The sequence below is a fragment of the Nocardioides jiangxiensis genome (genome assembly GCF_030580915.1).
In the GTDB taxonomy this organism is placed as follows: Bacteria; Actinomycetota; Actinomycetes; order Propionibacteriales; family Nocardioidaceae; genus Nocardioides; species Nocardioides jiangxiensis.
The window spans coordinates 649,908-667,244 of record NZ_JAUQTA010000002.1; the positions used below are offsets into that span (position 1 = coordinate 649,908).

Consider the following 17,337-nt stretch of genomic DNA (forward strand, 5'->3'; position numbering starts at 1 on the left):
CGCTGTCGACGGCTAAGTGGTCCTTGATCGCGGCGACCGGATCTGCCGAATTGAGGACGGAACGGCCCCGCTACCGATCGACTGCCACCGAGTTTGTGTGAGCACCTGGCAACGCTCGTAGTGCCTCATGCAAGGCCAGCGCGCGACGTGCCCGGAGCAGTCGCATCCGGGCGGTACCTGGCCGCATCCCGAGTACGGCCGCGGCTTCGGCAGTCTGCAGTTGCTCCCACTCCGTGAGGCGGATGAGTTCACGGTCGGTCTCCGCCAGGCTTGCGAGGGCCTCGTGCACGGCGCGGGCTCGGGTCCCAGTATCGCTCTCCGTACCCTCAAGGCTGGACTCAAGCAGCCGGGCTCGCTCATCCTCCGCGCGAGAGCGACGGGCAACCGTCCGATGCTGAGCTAGCAGTAGGCGACGTGCCGTTCCGAAGAGCCAGGCCCGCCGCAACTGAGGTTCCGGAAGGTCGGCTAGCCGTTGCAGCGCGATCACGAACACCTCACCCAAGAGGTCGGCCCCAGCCTGCCCCGCGCGTCGGTACAGGTACCCGTGCAACTCCCCTGCGTGGAGTTCGTACAGTTTTGCGAGGTCCGCCTTGGTCGCCCCGCTCAACGCCGGACTCCAATTCCGCCGGGGCTCGCAAGGCCGGCTGGCAAGCAAGATCCGTTGGAGAACAGGGCTTCGCGTGCTGCCTGCGGTCGCTGCGCCTCAATCGCCTGTTCAAGAGCGGGAAGCCAAGCGAACTCAGACTCGTTTGCCATTTCAGGATCGGTGTCGGTGATGGAAGGCCACGTGCGCGCCGAGAGGACCACCTTCGCCGCCTCACCTCGCGCTTCGTCATCGCCCGAACGCAGTGCCACCGCCCACTGGTCAGTCCATGAGCAGAGAGCGTGGCCGGACATCCAGAGACGGAGCGCGCCGGCCGACACCGACGGGCCCCGTGATTCAGCGAGGTCGTCCGCCTCGAAAGCAAGCGAACGCTCGCGGGCCTGATTAGACGGGAACCGGATATCCCGTGTGATCTCGTCGAGGACGACGGCGAAGTCGGGAGCCGACGGATCGAGCCGCTCGCCCGGGCCACCCAGCTCAACGTCTTCCGCATCGACTGGTCCGATGCCTGTGTGAGCGCTGTAGACCGCCGCCGTCGCGACCCCAGCCCCGCCGATCGCGAAGGCCGCCAACGTTCCGGCGACGACTACGCGTGGCGGCCGGCGGCGGCGGGGCGTCGCGGCAGCGTGCACCTCGATGCGCTGCCACAGCGCACTCTTCTCGGCAGAGGTGAACTGCGGGACATGGGGGGAAGCCTCACGAATCGTGCGGCTCACCGACTCCCAGGTCGACGGATCGTTGCTGCTCGGCGACATGTTTCCTCCTCAGCGGATGCTTTCACCCTTGGAGTGTCGGCGCGTCACATCACCAGCCAAGGATCAACGCGATCCGGTCGGACACGCCGAATTCAGTTCGGCATAGCGTGACCGCTCATGCCGCATATAGCGCGCTCTCTGCAGAGCGGCTAGGACTCCCAGCGTGGAGGCTTGATGGCGCTGACCGCACTGAACGCAGCCGCCTTGAGCAGGCCGCGTGCACGCCATTGGCCGCATTCGCGAAATCGAAGGAGTCCACTTCCAGATCCCTCGTGGGCGCGGCCACAGGTGAGCTGGCCCGGCCGCGCACGCCGCTCAGAAGGACGATGTTGGCCGTTCACCCTTGTTGCCTAGGCTGGCGCCATGCCGAAGACACAGCCAGAGCCAATCCGTGACCCGAAGGCCGATCTGCTTCTCACCCCGGAGAACTGCGTCCTCGCCCTGATCGATTTTCAGCCGGGCCAGTACGCCACCGTGACCTCCGCCAGCCGTGCGGAGATCGACCTTGGCGTCGTCACCTTGGCGAAGATCGCGGCGGCGTACGGGATACCCACCGTTGTCACCACGGTCGCTGTCGACATGGGCGTCAACGAAGGCACCGTGCCAGAGATCATGGACGAGCTGCCGGGCGTGATGGAGATCGACCGCACGGGCGTCAACGCGTGGGAGGACTCCGACTTCCGGGCTGCGATCGAGGCGACCGGTCGTAGGAAGATCGTCCTGGCCGGCCTCTGGACAGAAGTCTGTCTCGCGTTCCCGACGCTCGACATGCTAGCCGAGGGGTACGAGGTCTATCCCGTCGCCGACGCCGTCGGCGGGGTGAGCCAGGTGACGCACGATCGCGCCTTCGACAGGATGATCCAGGCAGGTGCGCATCCGGTGACCGCGATCGCTTTCGGCTGCGAGATCATGCGCAACTGGGCGAGAGGCGAGGCTGATCTGTTCCGTCCGATCATCAACTGGTACTTCCAGTCGAAGCGGGAGCTCGGACTGTGGGGTGGCGGCCAAGTACCGAGCGCCGGTTCCTGACATCCCGCCGCGCCAGGGCAGGGCATTCGGCCTCAGGGCCCTCGCGGCTCCGCCCAGGAACGCCTCATCCACCGCGTACAGCGCAGCGCAGAACGACGGCTCATGCCGCGATCAGCACTCCGGCAGAACCACCACGGTTCTGCACTCGCCGCAGCGGAGGGCCGGCGGTTGAAGGCATCGACGCGCGCCTTCAGTACCCGGACCAGGTACCTCGCTCGGCGCGGTCAGGGCCGTTGTTCACCGGAGACAGGCTCCAGGTCGGCCTGTGCCACGTAGCGTGACTGGCCATCTGCCATCTCGACCAGGTACTCGCTACGGGTGTCATCCCACGACACGACAGTCCCTGTGGGGCTGCCTTCGCCGGTGATGCGCACCTTTGAACCAACGTCGATGCCGCTCATTCGTCGACCTCCTGCAGTAGGTCCCCACCTCGTTCCCGCAGGACGGCTCCGCATGCCATCGCGTCCCCGCTCCACGTGCGCGGCCGCAAGGAGTCGGCTGGCGGAGTGCTGAACCAGGAGACCCTGAGAGTGGAGGAGAAAACCGAGCCTCTGCGCTTCGCCCTCGCCGCCTTCGTACGCCGCCTTCGTACGCCGGGTGCAGGGCGCCGGGTGCAGGGCGCCGGCTTGCACCGTCGTCGCCCGATGCCGCACCGTTGAGGCCTCGCCTCGCTCCTGGGGCGGACGGGCTCCGCGGGGTTCCCCGTGCTGCGACCGTGATCCGTAAACAGTGGTCCGACCACATCGGCAGGAGCTCGTGGGCGGGAGCCGGCTGTGTGCCGGCTCCCGCACTCGCCATCCCCGCAGCGCCCTGACGACGGCGGTGGGCCGGGTGGACCTACGGCTCGACGTGACCGGCTGCCGTGTCCTGGTCAGTGGGTACGTCGACCAGGCCTCCGGCGGCGAGGACCCGGAAGAGCGCCCGGTGGGCGAGCCGCAGGCAGACCAGTCCGCCGGGGATCTCGAGGAGGAGTGCCGACAGCAGCGCCTGGCGGTGGTCGTCGGCACCGCGGGCGCTGGACACGTCGAACCATGCATCGGTGAAGAGCATCGCCGCGGCGACGGAGAGCGCGATGATGATCGCCGGGCTCCGGCGGAAGGCGCACCACCCGACCGATGCGAGCGCCGCGGCGAGGCCGACGTCGAAGACGACCCACGTCCCGCGGTAGTGGTCCGTCGCGTAGTCGGCCGGCAGGGTGAGCGCCAGGTAGAGCGCCCAGGGCACCAGCGCGACGCCGCCCGTGAGGTAGATCCACGGCAGGGCGCGGACCAGCCAGCGCGGCAGGGGACGCGGGGGAGTGCGGAACACCCTCCCAGTGTGCCGGGTGCCCCGATCGCCTGCGGCGCCCGGTCACCGGCGGCTAGCGTTTGTCGTCAACTCATCGCAGCACAGGAGCACGCATGACGATCGACAACTCCGGCGCCCACCCTCCCGTCGTACCGGCGACGAAGGCCAACGGCCGGGTGATCCTGGCGGCCAGCTGGTCGATGCTGAAGGCCGACAAGCAGCTGCTCTGGGTGCCGTTCCTCTCGGGTGTCGCCTCGGTGACCGCGGCCGTCCTCCTCTTCGTCCCGGGCTTCCTGGTCGGACGCACGGTCGGTGGCACGGACGACATCGGCGGGTACGTCGGCGGGGCACTCGCCGCGTTCGCCGCCTCGGTCGTCGCCATCTACTTCCAGGCCGCCCTGATCATCGGCGCCAACCAGCGCGCCGAGGGCCGGCAGCCGACGCTCCGTGGCGTCCTGGGTGCCGCCTGGCGCCTGCGGGTCCCGATCCTCGGTTGGGCCCTCCTGACGACGACGGTGGGTCTGGCGATGCGCGCTCTCGAGGAGCGCCTCGGCTTCCTCGGCAAGCTCTTCGGCTTCCTCGGTGGCCTCGCCTGGGCGATCGTGTCCTTCCTCGTCGTCCCTGTCGTGGTGGTCGAGGGCCTCGGCCCGGTTGCGGCGGTCAGGCGCTCCTCGCAGCTGCTGCGCGACACGTGGGGCACCAGCCTCCGCACCACCCTGCGCTTCGGGCTGCTGCAGGTGCTGGTCTGGCTGGGTCTCATCGCGGCCCTGGTCGTGGGTCTCGTGCTGGCGTTCACCGGACCGCTGACCCTGACGGTCGCGGGGGTCCTGCTGGTCGTCGCGTCGATCCTCGGCTTCGTCGGCATGGTCGCGGTCTTCAGCGCGATCTCGACCTATGCGCGCGCGGTCATCTACCGCTACGCCGCCGGCCTGCCGACGCCCGGCGTGCCCGAGGCGGCGCTGGCCGGTGCGTTCACGCCGAAGAAGCGCCGGCGCTGACGCCCGCCCTCACAGGCAGGTGCTGATCTCGACCAGGTTGGCGTCGGGGTCACGGACGTAGACGCTCAGGATCGGGCCGGTGGCACCGGTCCGCTCGACCGGCCCCTCGACGATGGCGATGCCGGCCTGCTGCAGGTGCGCCATGACCTCGGGTAGGGGTGTCGCGGCGATGAAGCAGAGGTCGGCGCTGCCCGGGGTGGGCGCTGCTGCCTTCGGCTCGAACTCCCGGCCCGCCTGGTGCAGGTTGATCTTGCTGGTGCCGAACCCCAGCGCCCACCGCCCGCCGCGGAACGTCGTGGCCTCCATGCCCAGCTGCCGGTAGAACGCCACGGTCGCGTCGATGTCGCGCACGGTCAGGACGAGGTGGTCCAGCCGGTCGATCTTCATCGTTGCCTCCCGGGCGACGGAGCCGGCACGAGGGTCGCGCAGCTGCGGCACAGCCTTGCACGCCTCCGGTCACAGGAACGGCCGGACCTCGATCTTGCGGTTGCAGGCCTTCGATGCCTCGGTGGCGAGCGCCATCGCCTCGTCGCGCGAGCCCGCCTCGATGATCCAGAACCCGGCGAGGTACTCCTTGGACTCGACGAACGGCCCGTCGGTGACGACGGGGGAGCCGCCTCGGTTGTCGACGACGCTGGCCGGCCCGGGGTCGCCGAGACCACCGGCGAAGACCCACTGCCCGGCGTCCTGCAGCCGGGTGTTGAACGCGTCGACCGCGGCGTCCTCGGTTGCCGTGGCCGGGCCGGTGCCGTCGTCGATGACGGAGATCAGGAACTGCATGACGGTCCTCCTCGTTCGGGCGGTCCCTGATGGACAGCCTCCACCCGATCGACGTACGACGCAGCCGCGATCCGACACCCGCCTCCGATCAGGTCAGCGGATCCGTTCGACCGAGGCGACGTGCGGCATCCGGCCGAGCGCGAGCTTCACGGCGTTCATCTCGAAGGTGTTGGACCCCTGCTCTCCGCGTACGACGATCCGGCCCCGCCTGTCCGGATGCACCGTCCCCACGCCGGGCACGTCGACCCACCGCTGCGTGACCTGCCCGGGCAGTGCAGGCGGCGCCGACGCGTCGAGCGTCACGCGGAGCACCCAGGGAGAGTCGCCATGCGCTGACGCTGCCGGCGACCCGCCGGCCGGCGGCGACGGCAGGCCCGGGTCGACGCCGGCCGCCCCGGCCGCGACCACGACCGCACCGAGCAGCAGGGCGGCACCGGCGACGCGGGAGCTCCACAGGAACACGAGGCCGCCCACGACCGCCGCGACGGCGACGAGCAACCACGGGGACATGACCGGAATCATGCCTGCTGGCTGGCATGCTTCGGCACATGCCGCGCCACACCCGGACGTTCCTGCTGGTCAGCCTCGGCCTCGTGCTCATCGAGGCGCTCCTCGTCGTGCAGGAGGCGATCGGCGAGGGGTCGAACCACCTGATGCTCTACGTCGTGCTGCCGCTGGCGTTCTTCGCGACCGGCGTCGCGACCATCGTCTACGCGGAGCGGCAGGAGGAGCCGAAGGAGCGCGACATCGCCCGCGGGTCGTCGGTGGTGCCCTTCGGCTGCTTCGTGGCGAGCGTCGCGATCGCGCTCTGGGTCGCCATGCTCGCCTACGTCCACCAGTAGGCGGCTAGGTTGCGGTCATGACGACCGCACTCGTGACCGGTGCCAGCAGCGGCATCGGAGCAGCCACCGCCCGCCGCCTCGCCGCCGACGGACTCGACGTCGTCGTCGCGGCCCGCAGGCTCGACCGGCTGGAGGAGCTCGCGGCGGAGATCGGAGCCCGCGCAGTCGCGCTCGACATCACCGACGACGCCTCCGTCGCGGCCCTCGCGGAGCAGGTCGCGGACCTCGACGTCCTGGTCAACAACGCCGGCGGTGCCTACGGGCTGGAGAGCGTCGCCGAGGGGCACCTCGACGACTGGCAGCGCATGTACGACGTGAACGTGCTGGGCACGCTCCGCGTGACCCAGGCGCTGCTGCCGGCGCTCCGCCGCAGGCCGTACGCGACGATCGTCAACCTGACCTCCACCGCCGGCCACATCAACTACGAGGGCGGTGGCGGCTACAGCGCCGCCAAGCACGCCGAGGCCGCGATGACCGAGACGCTCCGCCTCGAGCTCAACGGCGAGCCGATCCGCGTCGTGGAGATCGCTCCGGGCATGGTCCACACGGAGGAGTTCTCGCTCAACCGGTTCGGCGGCGACAGCACGCGCGCCGACAGCGTGTACGCCGACGTGGACCGGCCGCTCGTCGCCGACGACGTCGCGGCCTGCATCGCCTTCGCGGTGCAGCTGCCGCCGCACGTCAACATCGACCGCCTCGTGGTCCGTCCGCTGGCCCAGGCCGCGCAGCACAAGACCTTCCGCGGCAAGCTCTTCTAGTCGCCGGTCAGTCGCCGATGCGGACCTCGGGGCAGCCCGCACAGGCGTACTCCCTCACGACCAACGTGTCCTCGAAGTCGACGGCCGCCAGGTGCCACTCGTGCTCGTGCTCGCCCATCCGGCACCTCCCTGTTCCCCATGTAACCGCCTGACGGGGACCAGTTCCCTGCGCCGCGCCGACGCATGCGCGCGTGCCGCCACTAGGCTCGCCGGCATGGACCTCCAGCTCGCCGACCGCGTCTTCATCGTCACCGGGGGAGCCCGTGGCCTCGGACGTGCCACCGCAGACCAGCTCGTCGCCGAGGGCGCCCGGGTCGTGCTCAGCGGACGCAGCCGGCAGACCCTCGACCACGCGGTGGCCGAGCTCGGGGCCGACAGCGCGGTGGCCGTCGTCGCCGACAACGCGGACCCCACGACGCCCGGGCGGCTGATCGCGACCGCGCTGGACACCTTCGGGCGGCTCGACGGAGCGCTCGTCAGCGTCGGCGGCCCGGCGCCCGGCACGGTGGCCAGCAGCACCGACGAGCAGTGGGCCGATGCCTTCCACAGCGTCTTCCTCGGTGCCGTGCGCCTCGGCCGCGAGCTCGCGGCGGAGCTGCCCGCCGGGGGCGCGATCGCCTTCGTCCTCAGCAGCTCGGTGAAGTCGCCGATCACCGGTCTCACGATCAGCAACGGTCTCCGTCCGGGTCTGGCCATGGTCGCGAAGAACCTCGCCGACGAGGTCGGCCCGCGCGGCATCCGCGTCAACGGGCTGCTGCCCGGCCGCATCGCCACCGACCGGCTCAAGGAGCTCGACGCCCTCGGTGGCGACCCTGACGCGGCGCGGGCCCGCGCGACCGCGACGATCCCGCTCGGGCGCTACGGGGAGCCCGAGGAGTTCGGCCGCGCGGCCGCCTTCCTGCTGAGCCCCGCGGCGTCGTACCTGAGCGGGGTCATGCTCCCCGTCGACGGCGGGGCGCTGCGCTCACTCTGAGGTGTCGGAGCGCTTCGAGACCCGCTGGTCGCGCGGCAGCCGGCGCCCGGTGAGCACCGCCCACTCGTCGTAGGCCAGGTAGCCGAAGCCGAAGACGGCGAGGACGCCGAAGAACCACCACTGCAGGCCGTAGAAGAAGTGCGGGCCGTTGCCGAGGTCCGGCAGGTCACCCGGGCGCAGCGCCGGCTTCGCGGTGGCTGCGGGTGATTCCGACTCCAGCTGCAGCCAGCCCTGGAACGCCGTCAGCCCGGTCGCCTCGTCGTAGGTCCGGCTCGAGACCGCGCGGGTGGAGAGGACGCCGTCGGCCTTGTCGACCTCGTTGGAGTCGGTCGCGTCGGCGCGCGCCCATCCGGTCACCACGACCTGCCCCTGCGGAGGAGCCGGTACGGCGGAGGCCGGGGCCGTCGCCTTCTCGGTCTGCAGCCAGCCCCGGTCCACGAGCAGCACCGTCCCCGTCGAGGTCGTCAGCGGTACGACGACCTCGACTCCGCCGTTGCCCTCGAAGGTCCGGTACCGGATCTGGAGGGTGTGGTCGGGGTCGTAGGTGCCCGTGGCGGTGACCCGCTTCCACTCGGAGGTGGCGGGCAGTGGTTCGTCGGTCGAGTAGACCTCGCGCAGGGAGGACGGCGTGCCGTGCAGGTTGGCCTCCGTGACGGCGTTGCGGTGCTCGCGGTCGTGCAGGCGGTGGAACTGCCACTCGCCCAGCCACCACGCGAAATAGGCGAGCAGACCGACGACCAGCGCGAAGGTGATCCATCGGCGGCTGATCAGGAACGACAGCGAACGCACGGCCGAAGGGTAGCGGGACCTACCATGGAGCCATGCAGCTGCTCCAGGACCGCTTCGGCCGTGTGGCCGCGGACCTGCGCGTCTCGCTGACCGACCGCTGCAACCTGCGCTGCTCCTACTGCATGCCGGCCGAGGGGCTCGACTGGCTGCCGGACGAGACGCAGCTGACCGACGACGAGGTCGTGCACCTGGTCCGGATCGGGGTGGAGCACCTCGGCATCCGGGAGGTCCGCTTCACCGGCGGCGAGCCGCTGGTGCGCCGTGGGCTCGTCGACATCGTGCGGCGCACCGCCGCGCTCGGTCCCGAGGTCAGCCTTACCACCAACGGCCTCGGCCTGGCCCGCACCGCGCAGGCGCTCGCCGACGCCGGACTGACCCGCGTCAACGTCAGCCTCGACACCGTGCGCCCGGAGACGTTCGCGACGATCACCCGCCGTGACCGTTTCCACGACGTCGTCGCCGGCCTCAAGGCGGCAGCCGACGCGGGCCTCGGCCCGGTGAAGGTCAACGCCGTGCTGCTCCGTGGCGTCAACGACGACCAGGCTCCCGAGCTGCTCGACTGGTGCCTCGCGCGCGGCTACACGCTGCGCTTCATCGAGCAGATGCCGCTCGACGCCCAGCACGGCTGGCAGCGCAGCGAGATGGTGACGGCCGACGAGATCCTGGCCAGCCTCCAGGCGGCGTTCCAGCTGGCTCCGGCCAGCGAGCCCCGCGGCAGTGCCCCGGCCGAGCTGTGGACCGTCGACGGCGGCCCGGGCACGGTCGGCGTCATCGCCAGCGTGACCCGCCCCTTCTGCGGCGACTGCGACCGGGTGCGTCTCACCGCCGACGGACAGGTGCGCAACTGCCTCTTCGCACGCGAGGAGTCCGACCTGCGCTCCGCGCTGCGCGCCGGCGCGAGCGACGTGGAGATCGCGGAGCGCTGGGTGGCCGCGGTCCGGGGCAAGCGGGCCGGCCACGGCATCGACGACCCGTCGTTCCTCCAGCCCGACCGGCCGATGAGCGCGATCGGCGGCTGATCCGCCCTCAGGCGGTCGGCCCGGCCTCGGGCACGAACTCGGCGATCGGCTCGATCTCGCGCAGGAAGCCGCGCGCGGTCAGGAAGTCACCGAGCGAGCCCCTGTGCTCCTCACAGGCCAGCCACGCCTTGCGGCGGTCGGGCGTGTGGATCTTCGGGTTGTTCCAGCGCAGCGCCCATGCAGCGCCCGCGGCGCAGCCCTTGGCGGAGCAGGTCAGGTCGGTGTCGGATGCGTCCATGAGGACCCCAGTATCTCGCGCCCGGCCCGGGGCCGCGATCAGCCCTCGAGCTGGTGGCGGGCATCCATCGCGGTCGCGAGCGGTGCGTCGTCGCGCCGGTTGACCGCGTTGGCCATCACGACGGCGACGTACGGCAGGAAGACCGCACCCACGAGGAAGACCCACATCACCCAGGACTCGCGGAAGACGACGGCGAGGATGAAGCAGACCGTGCGGATCGTCATCGCGATGAGGTAGCGACGCATCCGGCCCTTCATCTCGTCGGCGGGGGAGATCGGCGCCGAGGTGATCCTGACCGGTTCGGACATGCCTCCAGCCTACGTCGGGGGCCTCGTCGATAGGCTGGCCGGGTCGACGGCCACCCGGTCGTCACCGATGTCCGGCACCGACCCCCGGGAGGCCCCCATGTCCAGCCGCACCTACCGCATCTCCGAGCTCGTCGGGACGTCGCCCGAGGGCATCGACCAGGCGATCCGCAACGGCGTCGAGCGCGCGTCCAAGACCCTGCGCCACGTCGACTGGTTCGAGGTCACCCAGGTCCGTGGCCACGTCAAGGACGGCCAGGTCGACCACTTCCAGGTCTCCCTCAAGATCGGCTTCCGCCTCGAGGACGACGAGTGATCCTCCCGTGACGCGCACGCTGGTCCTGATCCGTCACGCCGAGGCCGAGTCCTGGGCGCCGTCCGACGTCGAGCGCGCGCTCACACCGGCCGGCACGGAGATGGCCGGGGCGCTCGGGCGATGGCTGCGTGGCCGTGGCGTCGTCCCCGACACGGCGCTGGTCTCCGGTGCCCTCCGCACCCGGCAGACCTGGGCGGCGCTGTCCGCGGAGGCGGGCTGGCAGCTCGCACCCACCCATGACGACGGCCTCTACACCGCCGGCCCCGACACCGCGCTCGACCTGGTCCGGTACGCCGACCCCGACGCCGCCACGCTGCTCGTGCTCGGCCACAACCCGACCGTCCACTTCCTCGCACAGGTGCTCTCCGACGGCACGGGCGACCCGGCCCTGACCGAGTCGCTGACCATCGGCTTCCCGCCGGCGTCGGTCGCGGTGCTCGAGTTCGACGTGGAGTGGGCGCGGGTGAGCGAGGGCTATGGCCGGCTCACGGCGGTGCGTCCCGGCTGCTGAGCCGGGCCGGACTCAGACCAGCGGCTCGGGGGTGACGAAACCCGCGGCCGCGTCGGCCGCGACGATCTCCTCCCGGCTGATGCCGAGGAGGTACATGATCGTGTCGAGGTAGGGCACGTTGACCGCCGTGTCGGCCGCCGCCTGCACGACCGGCTTGGCGTTGTAGGCGATGCCCAGGCCCGCGGCGTTCAGCATGTCGAGGTCGTTGGCGCCGTCGCCGATCGCGATGACCGACTTCTCGTCGATGCCGAGCTCGGCAGCGAACTCGCGCAGGGCAGCGGCCTTCCCGGCGCGGTCGACGACCGCCCCGATGACCCGACCGGTGAGCTTCCCGTCGACGATCTCGAGGTCGTTGGCGCGGGCGTAGTCGAAGCCGAGGTCGGCGGCGATCCGGTCCGTGACGGCGGAGAATCCGCCCGAGACCATCGCGAACCGGTAGCCGAGACGCTTGAGCGTGCGGACCATCGTGCGCGCGCCCGGGTTGAGCTGGACCTCGTCGTAGACCTTGTCGAGGGCCGAGGCGTCCAGGCCCTCGAGGAGGGCGACGCGCTCGCGCAGCGACTGCTCGAAGTCGAGCTCGCCGCGCATCGCGGCCTCGGTCACGCGGGCGACCTCGGCCTCGCAGCCCGCGTGGGCGGCGAGCATCTCGATGACCTCGCCCTGCACCAGCGTGGAGTCGACGTCCATCACGATGAGGCGGGCGCCGCGGCGGAGCAGCGACGCCTCCTGGACGGCGACGTCGACGCCGCGCTTCTGGGACTCCTTGACCAGCTCGGTACGCAGCACCTCGGTCGGCGCACCGGAGACCTGCAGCTCGATCGCGGTGACCGGGTAGCGGGCCATGCGCTGGATCCGGTCGATGTTGGCACCCAGGTCCGCGATCCGACCGGAGATGCCGGCGACCGCCGAGGCCTTGAGGGGCGAGCCGATCAGCGTCACCAGGCTGCGGCCGTCGGCGCGGGCGGCGTTGTCGCCGGTGCCACGCTCGATGGCGAGGAGCATGCCGAGGGAGCTGGCGGCCGACTCGAGGCTCGCCCGCAGCCTGCGCGCGTCGCGCGGGGCGGTGACGAGCACGCCGAGGACGAGACGTCCGCGGAGCACGATCTGCTCGAGGTCGACCACCTCGACACCGGACGCGGCCAGCGTCTCGAAGACGGTCGACGTCACGCCCGGGCGGTCGTCGCCGGTGAGCGTGATCAGCAGGGTGTCGGCAGCAGGCGTGGCTTCAGTCATGACGGCGGAAGGTTATCGCTCCGCCGCCCCGTCGACCCGCGGCGATCAGCGGGCGGGCGGCCACACACCGGGCGAACAGGCCGCGACGAGTGCGCGACGGGCGGCGGCTGCCAGCGGGCGCAGCTCGTCGAGGTCCGCGAGAGCGGTCAGGGCGAACGCCTGGAGGCCGCGTGCCGCGAGCTCGACGCAGGAGGCCGGCGTTCCCGGAGGGGCGTCGAGGGGGTCGCGCCGCCGCAGGTCCATGAGTGCGTCGGTGAGGTCGGGGTGGTCGTGCCCGAGGTTCCGGCCGTCGAAGGCGTGCGCGGTCTGGGCGAGGGCCAGCCGCAGCCCGCGGTCGGCCTCGCCCAGGTCCGGGAGCTGCCGCCGGTCGGCGGGCAGCAGGGTCCAGGTCACGCCGTGGCCGGCGCGGTGGGGGATCAGGCCCACGCCGGCGCCGTCCAGCACGACCGCCTCGCGTGCGTCGACGGCCGCCCGGTTGAACGCCGCGGGGCCACCGAGGCCGAGCGGGTCGCCGTCGTCGGGGAGTGCCAGGCCGGCGGAGACGGCGCCCAGGTCGCGGAGCGCGGCGAACGCGAAGACCGGGCCGACCGGCTCGTCGTGGCCCGGGAGCCCGACGAACTGGTGGAAGCCGTCGAGGGCGTCGACGGCGTCGTCGAGCGAGGTGTCGCCGCGCCGCCACGCACTCCACCACCAGGCGAACACGGCGGCGTCGGAGAGGGTCACGTCGAGAGAGGGTAGGCGCTGTATAGGGTCGACCACATGTCCGCCGTGATCGAGTTCGCCGATGTGACCGTCCGCCGGGGCCAGGCCCTGCTGCTGGACGCCGTGAACTGGACGGTCCGTGAGGGCGAACGCTGGGTGGTGCTCGGCCCCAACGGCGCCGGCAAGACGACCCTGATGGCGGTCGCCTCCGCCCAGATGCATCCCACCTCCGGCGTCGCCGGCATCCTCGGCGAGGTGCTCGGCGCCGTCGACGTCTTCGAGCTGCGCCCCCGCATCGGCCTGACCAGCGCGGTGCTGGCCGAGCGGATCCCGCGCGACGAGACCGTGCGCGACCTGGTCGTCTCCGCGGCGTACGGCGTCGTCGGGCGCTGGCGCGAGGAGTACGACGAGATGGACCACGCCCAGGCCGAGGCGCTGCTCAGCGAGCTCGGCTGCAAGGGCTTCGCCGACCGCACCTTCGGCACGCTCAGCGAGGGCGAGCGCAAGCGCGTCCAGATCGCCCGCGCCCTGATGACCGACCCCGAGCTGCTCCTCCTCGACGAGCCCGGCGCCGGCCTCGACCTCGGCGGCCGCGAGGACCTCGTCTCGACCCTCGCCGTGCTGGCCTACGACGAGTCGTCGCCGGCCACCGTGCTGGTCAGCCACCACGTCGAGGAGATCCCGCCCGGCTTCACCCACGCGCTGGTGCTCAAGGAGGGCAAGGTCATGGCGACCGGTCCGATCGAGCACGTGCTCACCGACAGCGTGCTGTCGGCGACGTTCGGGATGCCGCTGCTGGTGACCCACGAGGACGGCCGCTGGCAGGCGCGCCGCTCCCACCGGCACGTCGGCTGACGAGCGGTCCTGAGGAGCGCTGCGGAAACCGCTGCCGACTGGTTGGCATTTCCCGCTAGATTCCAGCCATGGAATGGATCCGGGACCACGCCTGGGAGGCATGGGTGGGGCTGGCCTTCGTGCTTGCCGCGCTCGAGCTCGCCAGTCTCGACTTCGTGCTGCTGATGCTGGCAGCAGGTGCGCTGACCGGAGCCGTCGCTGCCGCGGTCGGTGCCGGCTGGGTGCTCCAGGTGGTGCTCGCCGGCGTCGCCGCCGTCGCCGCGCTGGGCCTCGTCCGACCGGCCCTGTTGCATCGTCTGCACCGCTCGCCGGCCACCGCGCTGGGCATCGAGCGCTACGTCGGCATGCGCGCTGTCGTGACGGCGCGCATCGGGGGCCACGAGCCCGGGGCCGTGCGGCTCGACGGGGAGACGTGGACCGCGACGGCGGACGGCGGCCTGGCGATCGAGCCGGGCCGGTCCGTCGACGTGATCGAGATCCGGGGCGCGACGGCCGTCGTGCGCCCGACAGCTGAGGGGGAGTGAAGTGGAAGCAGTAGCCGTCATCCTGGTGCTCGGGCTGGTCCTGGTCATCGTCTTCCTGGTGAAGACGGTGCGGATCGTCCCGCAGGCCTTCGCAGGAGTCGTGGAGCGCTTCGGCAAGTACCACGCGACGTTGCCGGCCGGCCTGAACATGGTCGTGCCGTTCATCGACAACGTCCGCTACATGATCGACCTGCGCGAGAACGTCGTCTCGTTCCCGCCGCAGCCGGTGATCACCGAGGACAACCTGACCGTCTCCATCGACACGGTCATCTACTTCCAGGTCAACGACCCGGTCGCCGCCACCTACGAGATCGCCAACTACATCCAGGCGATCGAGCAGCTCACCATGACCACCCTCCGCAACATCATCGGTGGCATGACGCTCGAGCACGCGCTGACCTCGCGCGACCAGATCAACACCGGCCTGCGTGGCGAGCTCGACGGCGCCACCGGCAAGTGGGGCATCCGGGTCAACCGTGTCGAGCTCAAGGGCATCGACCCGCCGGCGTCCATCTCCGACGCGATGGAGCAGCAGATGCGCGCCGAGCGCTCCAAGCGTGCCGCGATCCTGACCGCCGAGGGTGAGCGCCAGTCCGCCATCCTCACGGCCGAGGGCAACAAGCAGTCGGCGATCCTCAACGCCGAGGGTGCCAAGCAGGCACAGATCCTCAGCGCCGAGGCCGACCGCGAGGCGGCGATCCTGCGCGCCCAGGGTGAGTCCAACGCGATCCAGCAGGTCTTCCAGGCGATCCACGACGGCAACCCCGACCAGAAGCTGCTGGCCTACCAGTACCTCCAGGCGATGCCGAAGCTCGCGGAGGGGTCGGCCAACAAGGTCTGGATCCTCCCCAGCGAGTTCAGCAGCGCCCTCGCGGGGCTTGGCAAGCTCACCGACGGAGCTGCTGACCAGGCGTGAGTCCGCTTGAGATGGCGGCGATCCTCCTCGCGGGGGTCGCCGCCGGCACGATCAACACGGTGGTGGGGTCGGGGACGCTCGTGACGTTCCCGACCCTGCTCGCCTTCGGCGTCCCGCCGGTGGCAGCCAACGTCTCCAACGCGATCGGGCTGGTCCCCGGCTCGGTCTCCGGTGCGATCGGCTACCGGCGCGAGCTCGCCGGCCAGCGCGACCGCGTCCTGCGACTCGCCTCGGCGACACTGATCGGTGCGACCGCCGGGGCGCTCCTGCTCCTGGTGCTGCCGTCGGCGGCGTTCCGCGCGATCGTGCCGGTGCTGATCCTGCTCGGCCTGGTGCTGGTGGTGCTGCAGCCGCGGATCTCGCGCGCCGTCGCCCGCAAGCACGAGCAGCTGGGTGGCCTGCCTGCCAACGGGGCCCGATGGGTCTGGCCCTCGATCCTCGGCGTGGGCGTCTACTGCGGCTACTTCGGGGCGGCCCAGGGCGTGCTCTGCATGGCCGTGCTCGGTGCCGGTGTCGACGACACCCTGCAGCGGCTCAACGGCGTGAAGAACGTCCTGGCCGCCCTCGGCAACGGCGTGGCCGGACTGGTCTTCGTGCTCGCGGCCTTCGGCACGATCGACTGGCGGGTGGTCGCCCTGATCGCCGTCGGCTCCACGATCGGCGGCCAGCTCGGAGCGAGCTGGGGACGCAGGCTCCCGGCACCCGCTCTCCGTGCCCTGATCGTGGTCGTGGGCACGGTCGCCCTGGTCCGCTTCCTGCTCGGCTGAGCTGGAGCAGACCGCCGCACCGGTCACACGTCGGCGATGTCGAGATCTTCGCCCGTGCGAAGAGTCCAGCGCCTCGGCAGCGTGTGAGCCGAGAAGATCTTCACCTCGGTGAAGGCCTGGTCGCTGGCGGTGCACACCCGCAGCGACCCTCCTGCTGGTGGTGCCGGCCGCACCGGCTCAGCGGTCGACGTGGGTGGCGAGCCAGTCGCCGATCGCGTCGTAGAACCGGGCCCGGACGTCCTCCCGCGAGAGCGAGAGGTCGTGGAGACCGCCCTCGACAGCGACGCTGGTGACGTCGCTGCCGAGCGACGGCGCCCACTTCCGGATCTGCTCGACGTCGAGCACCAGGTCGGTCGACCGCGCCGTCTCGTCGACCTTCGCGGAGGTCCCCGAGCGGGCCGAGGAGAGCACGAGCACCGGCATCGCCAGGTCGAGCCCCTCGTGCAGCCGGGCGTGGCCGCGTCGGATCGCGCTGATCCAGCCGAAGCGCACCGGGAAGGAGTCGGCCGGCTTCCAGGACAGGTCGAAGTCCCACTCGCCGTCGAAGTCGCGGTGCAGGCTGCGGGCGTAGGTGCCGCTCACGTTGCGCGGCATGACCGCCATGGGGGCCAGGCGTCCGACGCGGTGGATCAGCGACGTGCCCCAGGTGCGCTGCCAGGCGGGGCCCTGCAGGTCGAACCAGGGCGAGTTGAGCACGATGCCCGCGGCCGGGACGGCCCGTTCGTGCACCCAGAGCGGCACCGTCAGGCCACCGGTCGAGTGCGCGGAGAGGACGACGTGGTCGTGCCCGTCGCGGGTGGTGACCCGGGTCCAGGCCTCGTCGAGCTCGGGGAAGTAGTCGGCCAGGTCGCGGGCGAAGTTCGGTGTCTGGTGGGGGAGCAGCGAGCGGCCGTACTTGCGCAGGTCCAGCGCGTAGAAGTCGTAGCCGCGCGCCGTCCACCACTCGGCGTACGAGGTCTGGAAGAAGTAGTCGCAGAAGCCGTGCACGTGGAGCACCGCCCTGCCGGTGGGGGCGGGGGCCGGCAGCTTGACCAGGGTCGCGACGACGCGGCCCTCGTCGTCGGCGGGGAGGTCGATGACCTCGGCGGTGTACGGGTCTCCGAGCACGTCGGCCAGGGGCTGGTTCGTCGCCATGG

General features: G+C 71.2%; 25 protein-coding genes. 12 read left to right on the plus strand and 13 right to left on the minus strand.

Annotated features, from left to right (window positions below; genetic code table 11):
* Positions 1 to 70: 70 nt before the first annotated feature.
* Entirely contained in the window at positions 71 to 655 is a 585-nt protein-coding gene (locus tag Q5722_RS14950) for an RNA polymerase sigma factor (RefSeq protein WP_369415034.1), read from the minus strand.
* Entirely contained in the window at positions 604 to 1,359 is a 756-nt protein-coding gene (locus tag Q5722_RS14565) for a hypothetical protein (RefSeq protein ID WP_305028987.1), read from the minus strand. Before Q5722_RS14565 ends, Q5722_RS14950 begins: the two co-directional genes overlap by 52 nt.
* Before the next feature lie 363 nt (positions 1,360 to 1,722).
* Between Q5722_RS14565 and Q5722_RS14570 the strand changes: the two genes are divergently transcribed.
* The gene (locus Q5722_RS14570; RefSeq protein WP_305028988.1) at positions 1,723 to 2,388 is read left to right on the plus strand and encodes a hydrolase; all 666 of its coding nucleotides are present in this window, start codon (positions 1,723 to 1,725) and stop codon (positions 2,386 to 2,388) included.
* A gap of 224 nt (positions 2,389 to 2,612) precedes the next feature.
* On the opposite strand, the gene Q5722_RS14575 is transcribed toward Q5722_RS14570, so the two are convergent.
* A complete protein-coding gene (locus Q5722_RS14575) occupies positions 2,613 to 2,789 on the minus strand; it encodes a hypothetical protein (RefSeq protein WP_305028989.1) in 177 nt (58 codons plus the stop codon).
* 436 nt (positions 2,790 to 3,225) lie between these two features.
* A complete protein-coding gene (locus Q5722_RS14580; protein WP_305028990.1) occupies positions 3,226 to 3,696 on the minus strand; it encodes a hypothetical protein in 471 nt (156 codons plus the stop codon).
* 92 nt (positions 3,697 to 3,788) lie between these two features.
* Between Q5722_RS14580 and Q5722_RS14585 the strand changes: the two genes are divergently transcribed.
* The gene (locus Q5722_RS14585; protein ID WP_305028991.1) at positions 3,789 to 4,673 is read left to right on the plus strand and encodes a DUF6159 family protein; all 885 of its coding nucleotides are present in this window, start codon (positions 3,789 to 3,791) and stop codon (positions 4,671 to 4,673) included.
* Positions 4,674 to 4,682: 9 nt separating this feature from the next.
* Here the strand turns inward: Q5722_RS14585 and Q5722_RS14590 are convergent, their stop codons facing one another.
* The 3 genes from Q5722_RS14590 to Q5722_RS14600 all read right to left on the minus strand — a co-directional run bounded on the left by Q5722_RS14590 (position 4,683) and on the right by Q5722_RS14600 (position 5,963).
* On the minus strand, positions 4,683 to 5,060 hold the full coding sequence (locus Q5722_RS14590) for a VOC family protein (protein WP_305028992.1): 378 nt from the start codon (positions 5,058 to 5,060) through the stop codon (positions 4,683 to 4,685).
* Positions 5,061 to 5,129: 69 nt separating this feature from the next.
* Positions 5,130 to 5,453 carry a YciI family protein gene (locus Q5722_RS14595; RefSeq protein ID WP_305028993.1) on the minus strand — a complete coding sequence of 108 codons (324 nt, stop codon included), beginning with the start codon at positions 5,451 to 5,453 and terminating at the stop codon, positions 5,130 to 5,132.
* 93 nt (positions 5,454 to 5,546) lie between these two features.
* The gene (locus Q5722_RS14600; RefSeq protein ID WP_305028994.1) at positions 5,547 to 5,963 is read right to left on the minus strand and encodes a hypothetical protein; all 417 of its coding nucleotides are present in this window, start codon (positions 5,961 to 5,963) and stop codon (positions 5,547 to 5,549) included.
* 38 nt (positions 5,964 to 6,001) lie between these two features.
* Here Q5722_RS14600 and Q5722_RS14605 point away from each other — a divergent pair, with 38 nt between their 5' ends.
* From Q5722_RS14605 to Q5722_RS14615, 3 genes are all read left to right on the plus strand, one after another.
* Entirely contained in the window at positions 6,002 to 6,295 is a 294-nt protein-coding gene (locus Q5722_RS14605; RefSeq protein WP_305028995.1) for a hypothetical protein, read from the plus strand.
* Between the two features lie 17 nt (positions 6,296 to 6,312).
* Positions 6,313 to 7,053, plus strand: a complete 741-nt coding sequence (locus Q5722_RS14610) for an SDR family oxidoreductase (protein WP_305028996.1) — start codon at positions 6,313 to 6,315, stop codon at positions 7,051 to 7,053.
* 214 nt (positions 7,054 to 7,267) lie between these two features.
* Positions 7,268 to 8,026, plus strand: coding sequence for an SDR family oxidoreductase (locus Q5722_RS14615; protein WP_305028997.1), 759 nt, complete (start codon positions 7,268 to 7,270; stop codon positions 8,024 to 8,026).
* Here Q5722_RS14615 and Q5722_RS14620 read toward each other — a convergent pair.
* Positions 8,018 to 8,815, minus strand: a complete 798-nt coding sequence (locus Q5722_RS14620; protein WP_305028998.1) for an SURF1 family cytochrome oxidase biogenesis protein — start codon at positions 8,813 to 8,815, stop codon at positions 8,018 to 8,020. The genes Q5722_RS14615 and Q5722_RS14620 overlap by 9 nt on opposite strands.
* Positions 8,816 to 8,847: 32 nt before the next feature.
* Between Q5722_RS14620 and moaA the strand changes: the two genes are divergently transcribed.
* Positions 8,848 to 9,834, plus strand: coding sequence for a GTP 3',8-cyclase MoaA (moaA, locus tag Q5722_RS14625; protein WP_305028999.1), 987 nt, complete (start codon positions 8,848 to 8,850; stop codon positions 9,832 to 9,834).
* A 7-nt stretch (positions 9,835 to 9,841) separates the two neighbouring features.
* Here moaA and Q5722_RS14630 read toward each other — a convergent pair whose 3' ends face one another.
* Together Q5722_RS14630 and Q5722_RS14635 are read right to left on the minus strand one after the other, a co-directional pair.
* The gene (locus Q5722_RS14630; protein WP_305029000.1) at positions 9,842 to 10,072 is read right to left on the minus strand and encodes a hypothetical protein; all 231 of its coding nucleotides are present in this window, start codon (positions 10,070 to 10,072) and stop codon (positions 9,842 to 9,844) included.
* Positions 10,073 to 10,110: 38 nt separating this feature from the next.
* Positions 10,111 to 10,380 (minus strand): DUF3099 domain-containing protein, encoded by a 270-nt coding sequence (locus tag Q5722_RS14635; RefSeq protein ID WP_305029001.1) that lies wholly within the window; start codon positions 10,378 to 10,380, stop codon positions 10,111 to 10,113.
* Between the two features lie 97 nt (positions 10,381 to 10,477).
* On the opposite strand from Q5722_RS14635, the gene Q5722_RS14640 reads away from it, so the two are divergent.
* Positions 10,478 to 10,693: a dodecin gene (locus tag Q5722_RS14640; protein ID WP_305029002.1), complete on the plus strand. Its 216-nt coding sequence runs from the start codon at positions 10,478 to 10,480 to the stop codon at positions 10,691 to 10,693.
* A gap of 7 nt (positions 10,694 to 10,700) precedes the next feature.
* A complete protein-coding gene (locus Q5722_RS14645; RefSeq protein WP_305029003.1) occupies positions 10,701 to 11,204 on the plus strand; it encodes a SixA phosphatase family protein in 504 nt (167 codons plus the stop codon).
* 12 nt (positions 11,205 to 11,216) lie between these two features.
* On the opposite strand, the gene serB is transcribed toward Q5722_RS14645, so the two are convergent.
* Positions 11,217 to 12,437 (minus strand): phosphoserine phosphatase SerB, encoded by a 1,221-nt coding sequence (gene serB / locus Q5722_RS14650; protein ID WP_305029004.1) that lies wholly within the window; start codon positions 12,435 to 12,437, stop codon positions 11,217 to 11,219.
* Between the two features lie 45 nt (positions 12,438 to 12,482).
* Positions 12,483 to 13,160, minus strand: coding sequence for an Rv1486c family protein (locus tag Q5722_RS14655; RefSeq protein WP_305029005.1), 678 nt, complete (start codon positions 13,158 to 13,160; stop codon positions 12,483 to 12,485).
* A gap of 36 nt (positions 13,161 to 13,196) precedes the next feature.
* On the opposite strand from Q5722_RS14655, the gene Q5722_RS14660 reads away from it, so the two are divergent.
* The 4 genes from Q5722_RS14660 to Q5722_RS14675 all read left to right on the plus strand — a co-directional run bounded on the left by Q5722_RS14660 (position 13,197) and on the right by Q5722_RS14675 (position 16,201).
* Positions 13,197 to 13,994, plus strand: a complete 798-nt coding sequence (locus Q5722_RS14660) for an ABC transporter ATP-binding protein (RefSeq protein ID WP_305029006.1) — start codon at positions 13,197 to 13,199, stop codon at positions 13,992 to 13,994.
* Between the two features lie 68 nt (positions 13,995 to 14,062).
* Positions 14,063 to 14,518 (plus strand): NfeD family protein, encoded by a 456-nt coding sequence (locus Q5722_RS14665; RefSeq protein WP_305029007.1) that lies wholly within the window; start codon positions 14,063 to 14,065, stop codon positions 14,516 to 14,518.
* Position 14,519: 1 nt separating this feature from the next.
* On the plus strand, positions 14,520 to 15,434 hold the full coding sequence (locus Q5722_RS14670; RefSeq protein ID WP_305029008.1) for an SPFH domain-containing protein: 915 nt from the start codon (positions 14,520 to 14,522) through the stop codon (positions 15,432 to 15,434).
* Positions 15,431 to 16,201: a sulfite exporter TauE/SafE family protein gene (locus Q5722_RS14675; protein WP_305029009.1), complete on the plus strand. Its 771-nt coding sequence runs from the start codon at positions 15,431 to 15,433 to the stop codon at positions 16,199 to 16,201. The genes Q5722_RS14670 and Q5722_RS14675 overlap by 4 nt, the downstream gene beginning before the upstream one ends.
* A 177-nt stretch (positions 16,202 to 16,378) precedes the next feature.
* On the opposite strand, the gene Q5722_RS14680 is transcribed toward Q5722_RS14675, so the two are convergent.
* Positions 16,379 to 17,335, minus strand: a complete 957-nt coding sequence (locus Q5722_RS14680) for an alpha/beta hydrolase (protein WP_305029010.1) — start codon at positions 17,333 to 17,335, stop codon at positions 16,379 to 16,381.
* Positions 17,336 to 17,337 lie beyond the last annotated feature (2 nt).

Excerpts from the sequence above, each read along its gene's own strand:
- Q5722_RS14565 (WP_305028987.1), bottom strand. The coding sequence starts at position 1,359 with ATGTCGCCGAGCAGCAACGATCCGTCGACCTGGGAGTCGGTGAGCCGC.
- Q5722_RS14570 (WP_305028988.1), top strand. The coding sequence starts at position 1,723 with ATGCCGAAGACACAGCCAGAGCCAATCCGTGACCCGAAGGCCGATCTG.
- Q5722_RS14575 (WP_305028989.1), bottom strand. The coding sequence starts at position 2,789 with ATGAGCGGCATCGACGTTGGTTCAAAGGTGCGCATCACCGGCGAAGGC.
- Q5722_RS14585 (WP_305028991.1), top strand. The coding sequence starts at position 3,789 with ATGACGATCGACAACTCCGGCGCCCACCCTCCCGTCGTACCGGCGACG.
- Q5722_RS14590 (WP_305028992.1), bottom strand. The coding sequence starts at position 5,060 with ATGAAGATCGACCGGCTGGACCACCTCGTCCTGACCGTGCGCGACATC.
- Q5722_RS14595 (WP_305028993.1), bottom strand. The coding sequence starts at position 5,453 with ATGCAGTTCCTGATCTCCGTCATCGACGACGGCACCGGCCCGGCCACG.
- Q5722_RS14600 (WP_305028994.1), bottom strand. The coding sequence starts at position 5,963 with ATGTCCCCGTGGTTGCTCGTCGCCGTCGCGGCGGTCGTGGGCGGCCTC.
- Q5722_RS14605 (WP_305028995.1), top strand. The coding sequence starts at position 6,002 with ATGCCGCGCCACACCCGGACGTTCCTGCTGGTCAGCCTCGGCCTCGTG.
- Q5722_RS14610 (WP_305028996.1), top strand. The coding sequence starts at position 6,313 with ATGACGACCGCACTCGTGACCGGTGCCAGCAGCGGCATCGGAGCAGCC.
- Q5722_RS14615 (WP_305028997.1), top strand. The coding sequence starts at position 7,268 with ATGGACCTCCAGCTCGCCGACCGCGTCTTCATCGTCACCGGGGGAGCC.
- moaA (WP_305028999.1), top strand. The coding sequence starts at position 8,848 with ATGCAGCTGCTCCAGGACCGCTTCGGCCGTGTGGCCGCGGACCTGCGC.
- Q5722_RS14630 (WP_305029000.1), bottom strand. The coding sequence starts at position 10,072 with ATGGACGCATCCGACACCGACCTGACCTGCTCCGCCAAGGGCTGCGCC.
- Q5722_RS14635 (WP_305029001.1), bottom strand. The coding sequence starts at position 10,380 with ATGTCCGAACCGGTCAGGATCACCTCGGCGCCGATCTCCCCCGCCGAC.
- Q5722_RS14640 (WP_305029002.1), top strand. The coding sequence starts at position 10,478 with ATGTCCAGCCGCACCTACCGCATCTCCGAGCTCGTCGGGACGTCGCCC.
- serB (WP_305029004.1), bottom strand. The coding sequence starts at position 12,437 with ATGACTGAAGCCACGCCTGCTGCCGACACCCTGCTGATCACGCTCACC.
- Q5722_RS14660 (WP_305029006.1), top strand. The coding sequence starts at position 13,197 with ATGTCCGCCGTGATCGAGTTCGCCGATGTGACCGTCCGCCGGGGCCAG.
- Q5722_RS14665 (WP_305029007.1), top strand. The coding sequence starts at position 14,063 with ATGGAATGGATCCGGGACCACGCCTGGGAGGCATGGGTGGGGCTGGCC.
- Q5722_RS14680 (WP_305029010.1), bottom strand. The coding sequence starts at position 17,335 with ATGGCGACGAACCAGCCCCTGGCCGACGTGCTCGGAGACCCGTACACC.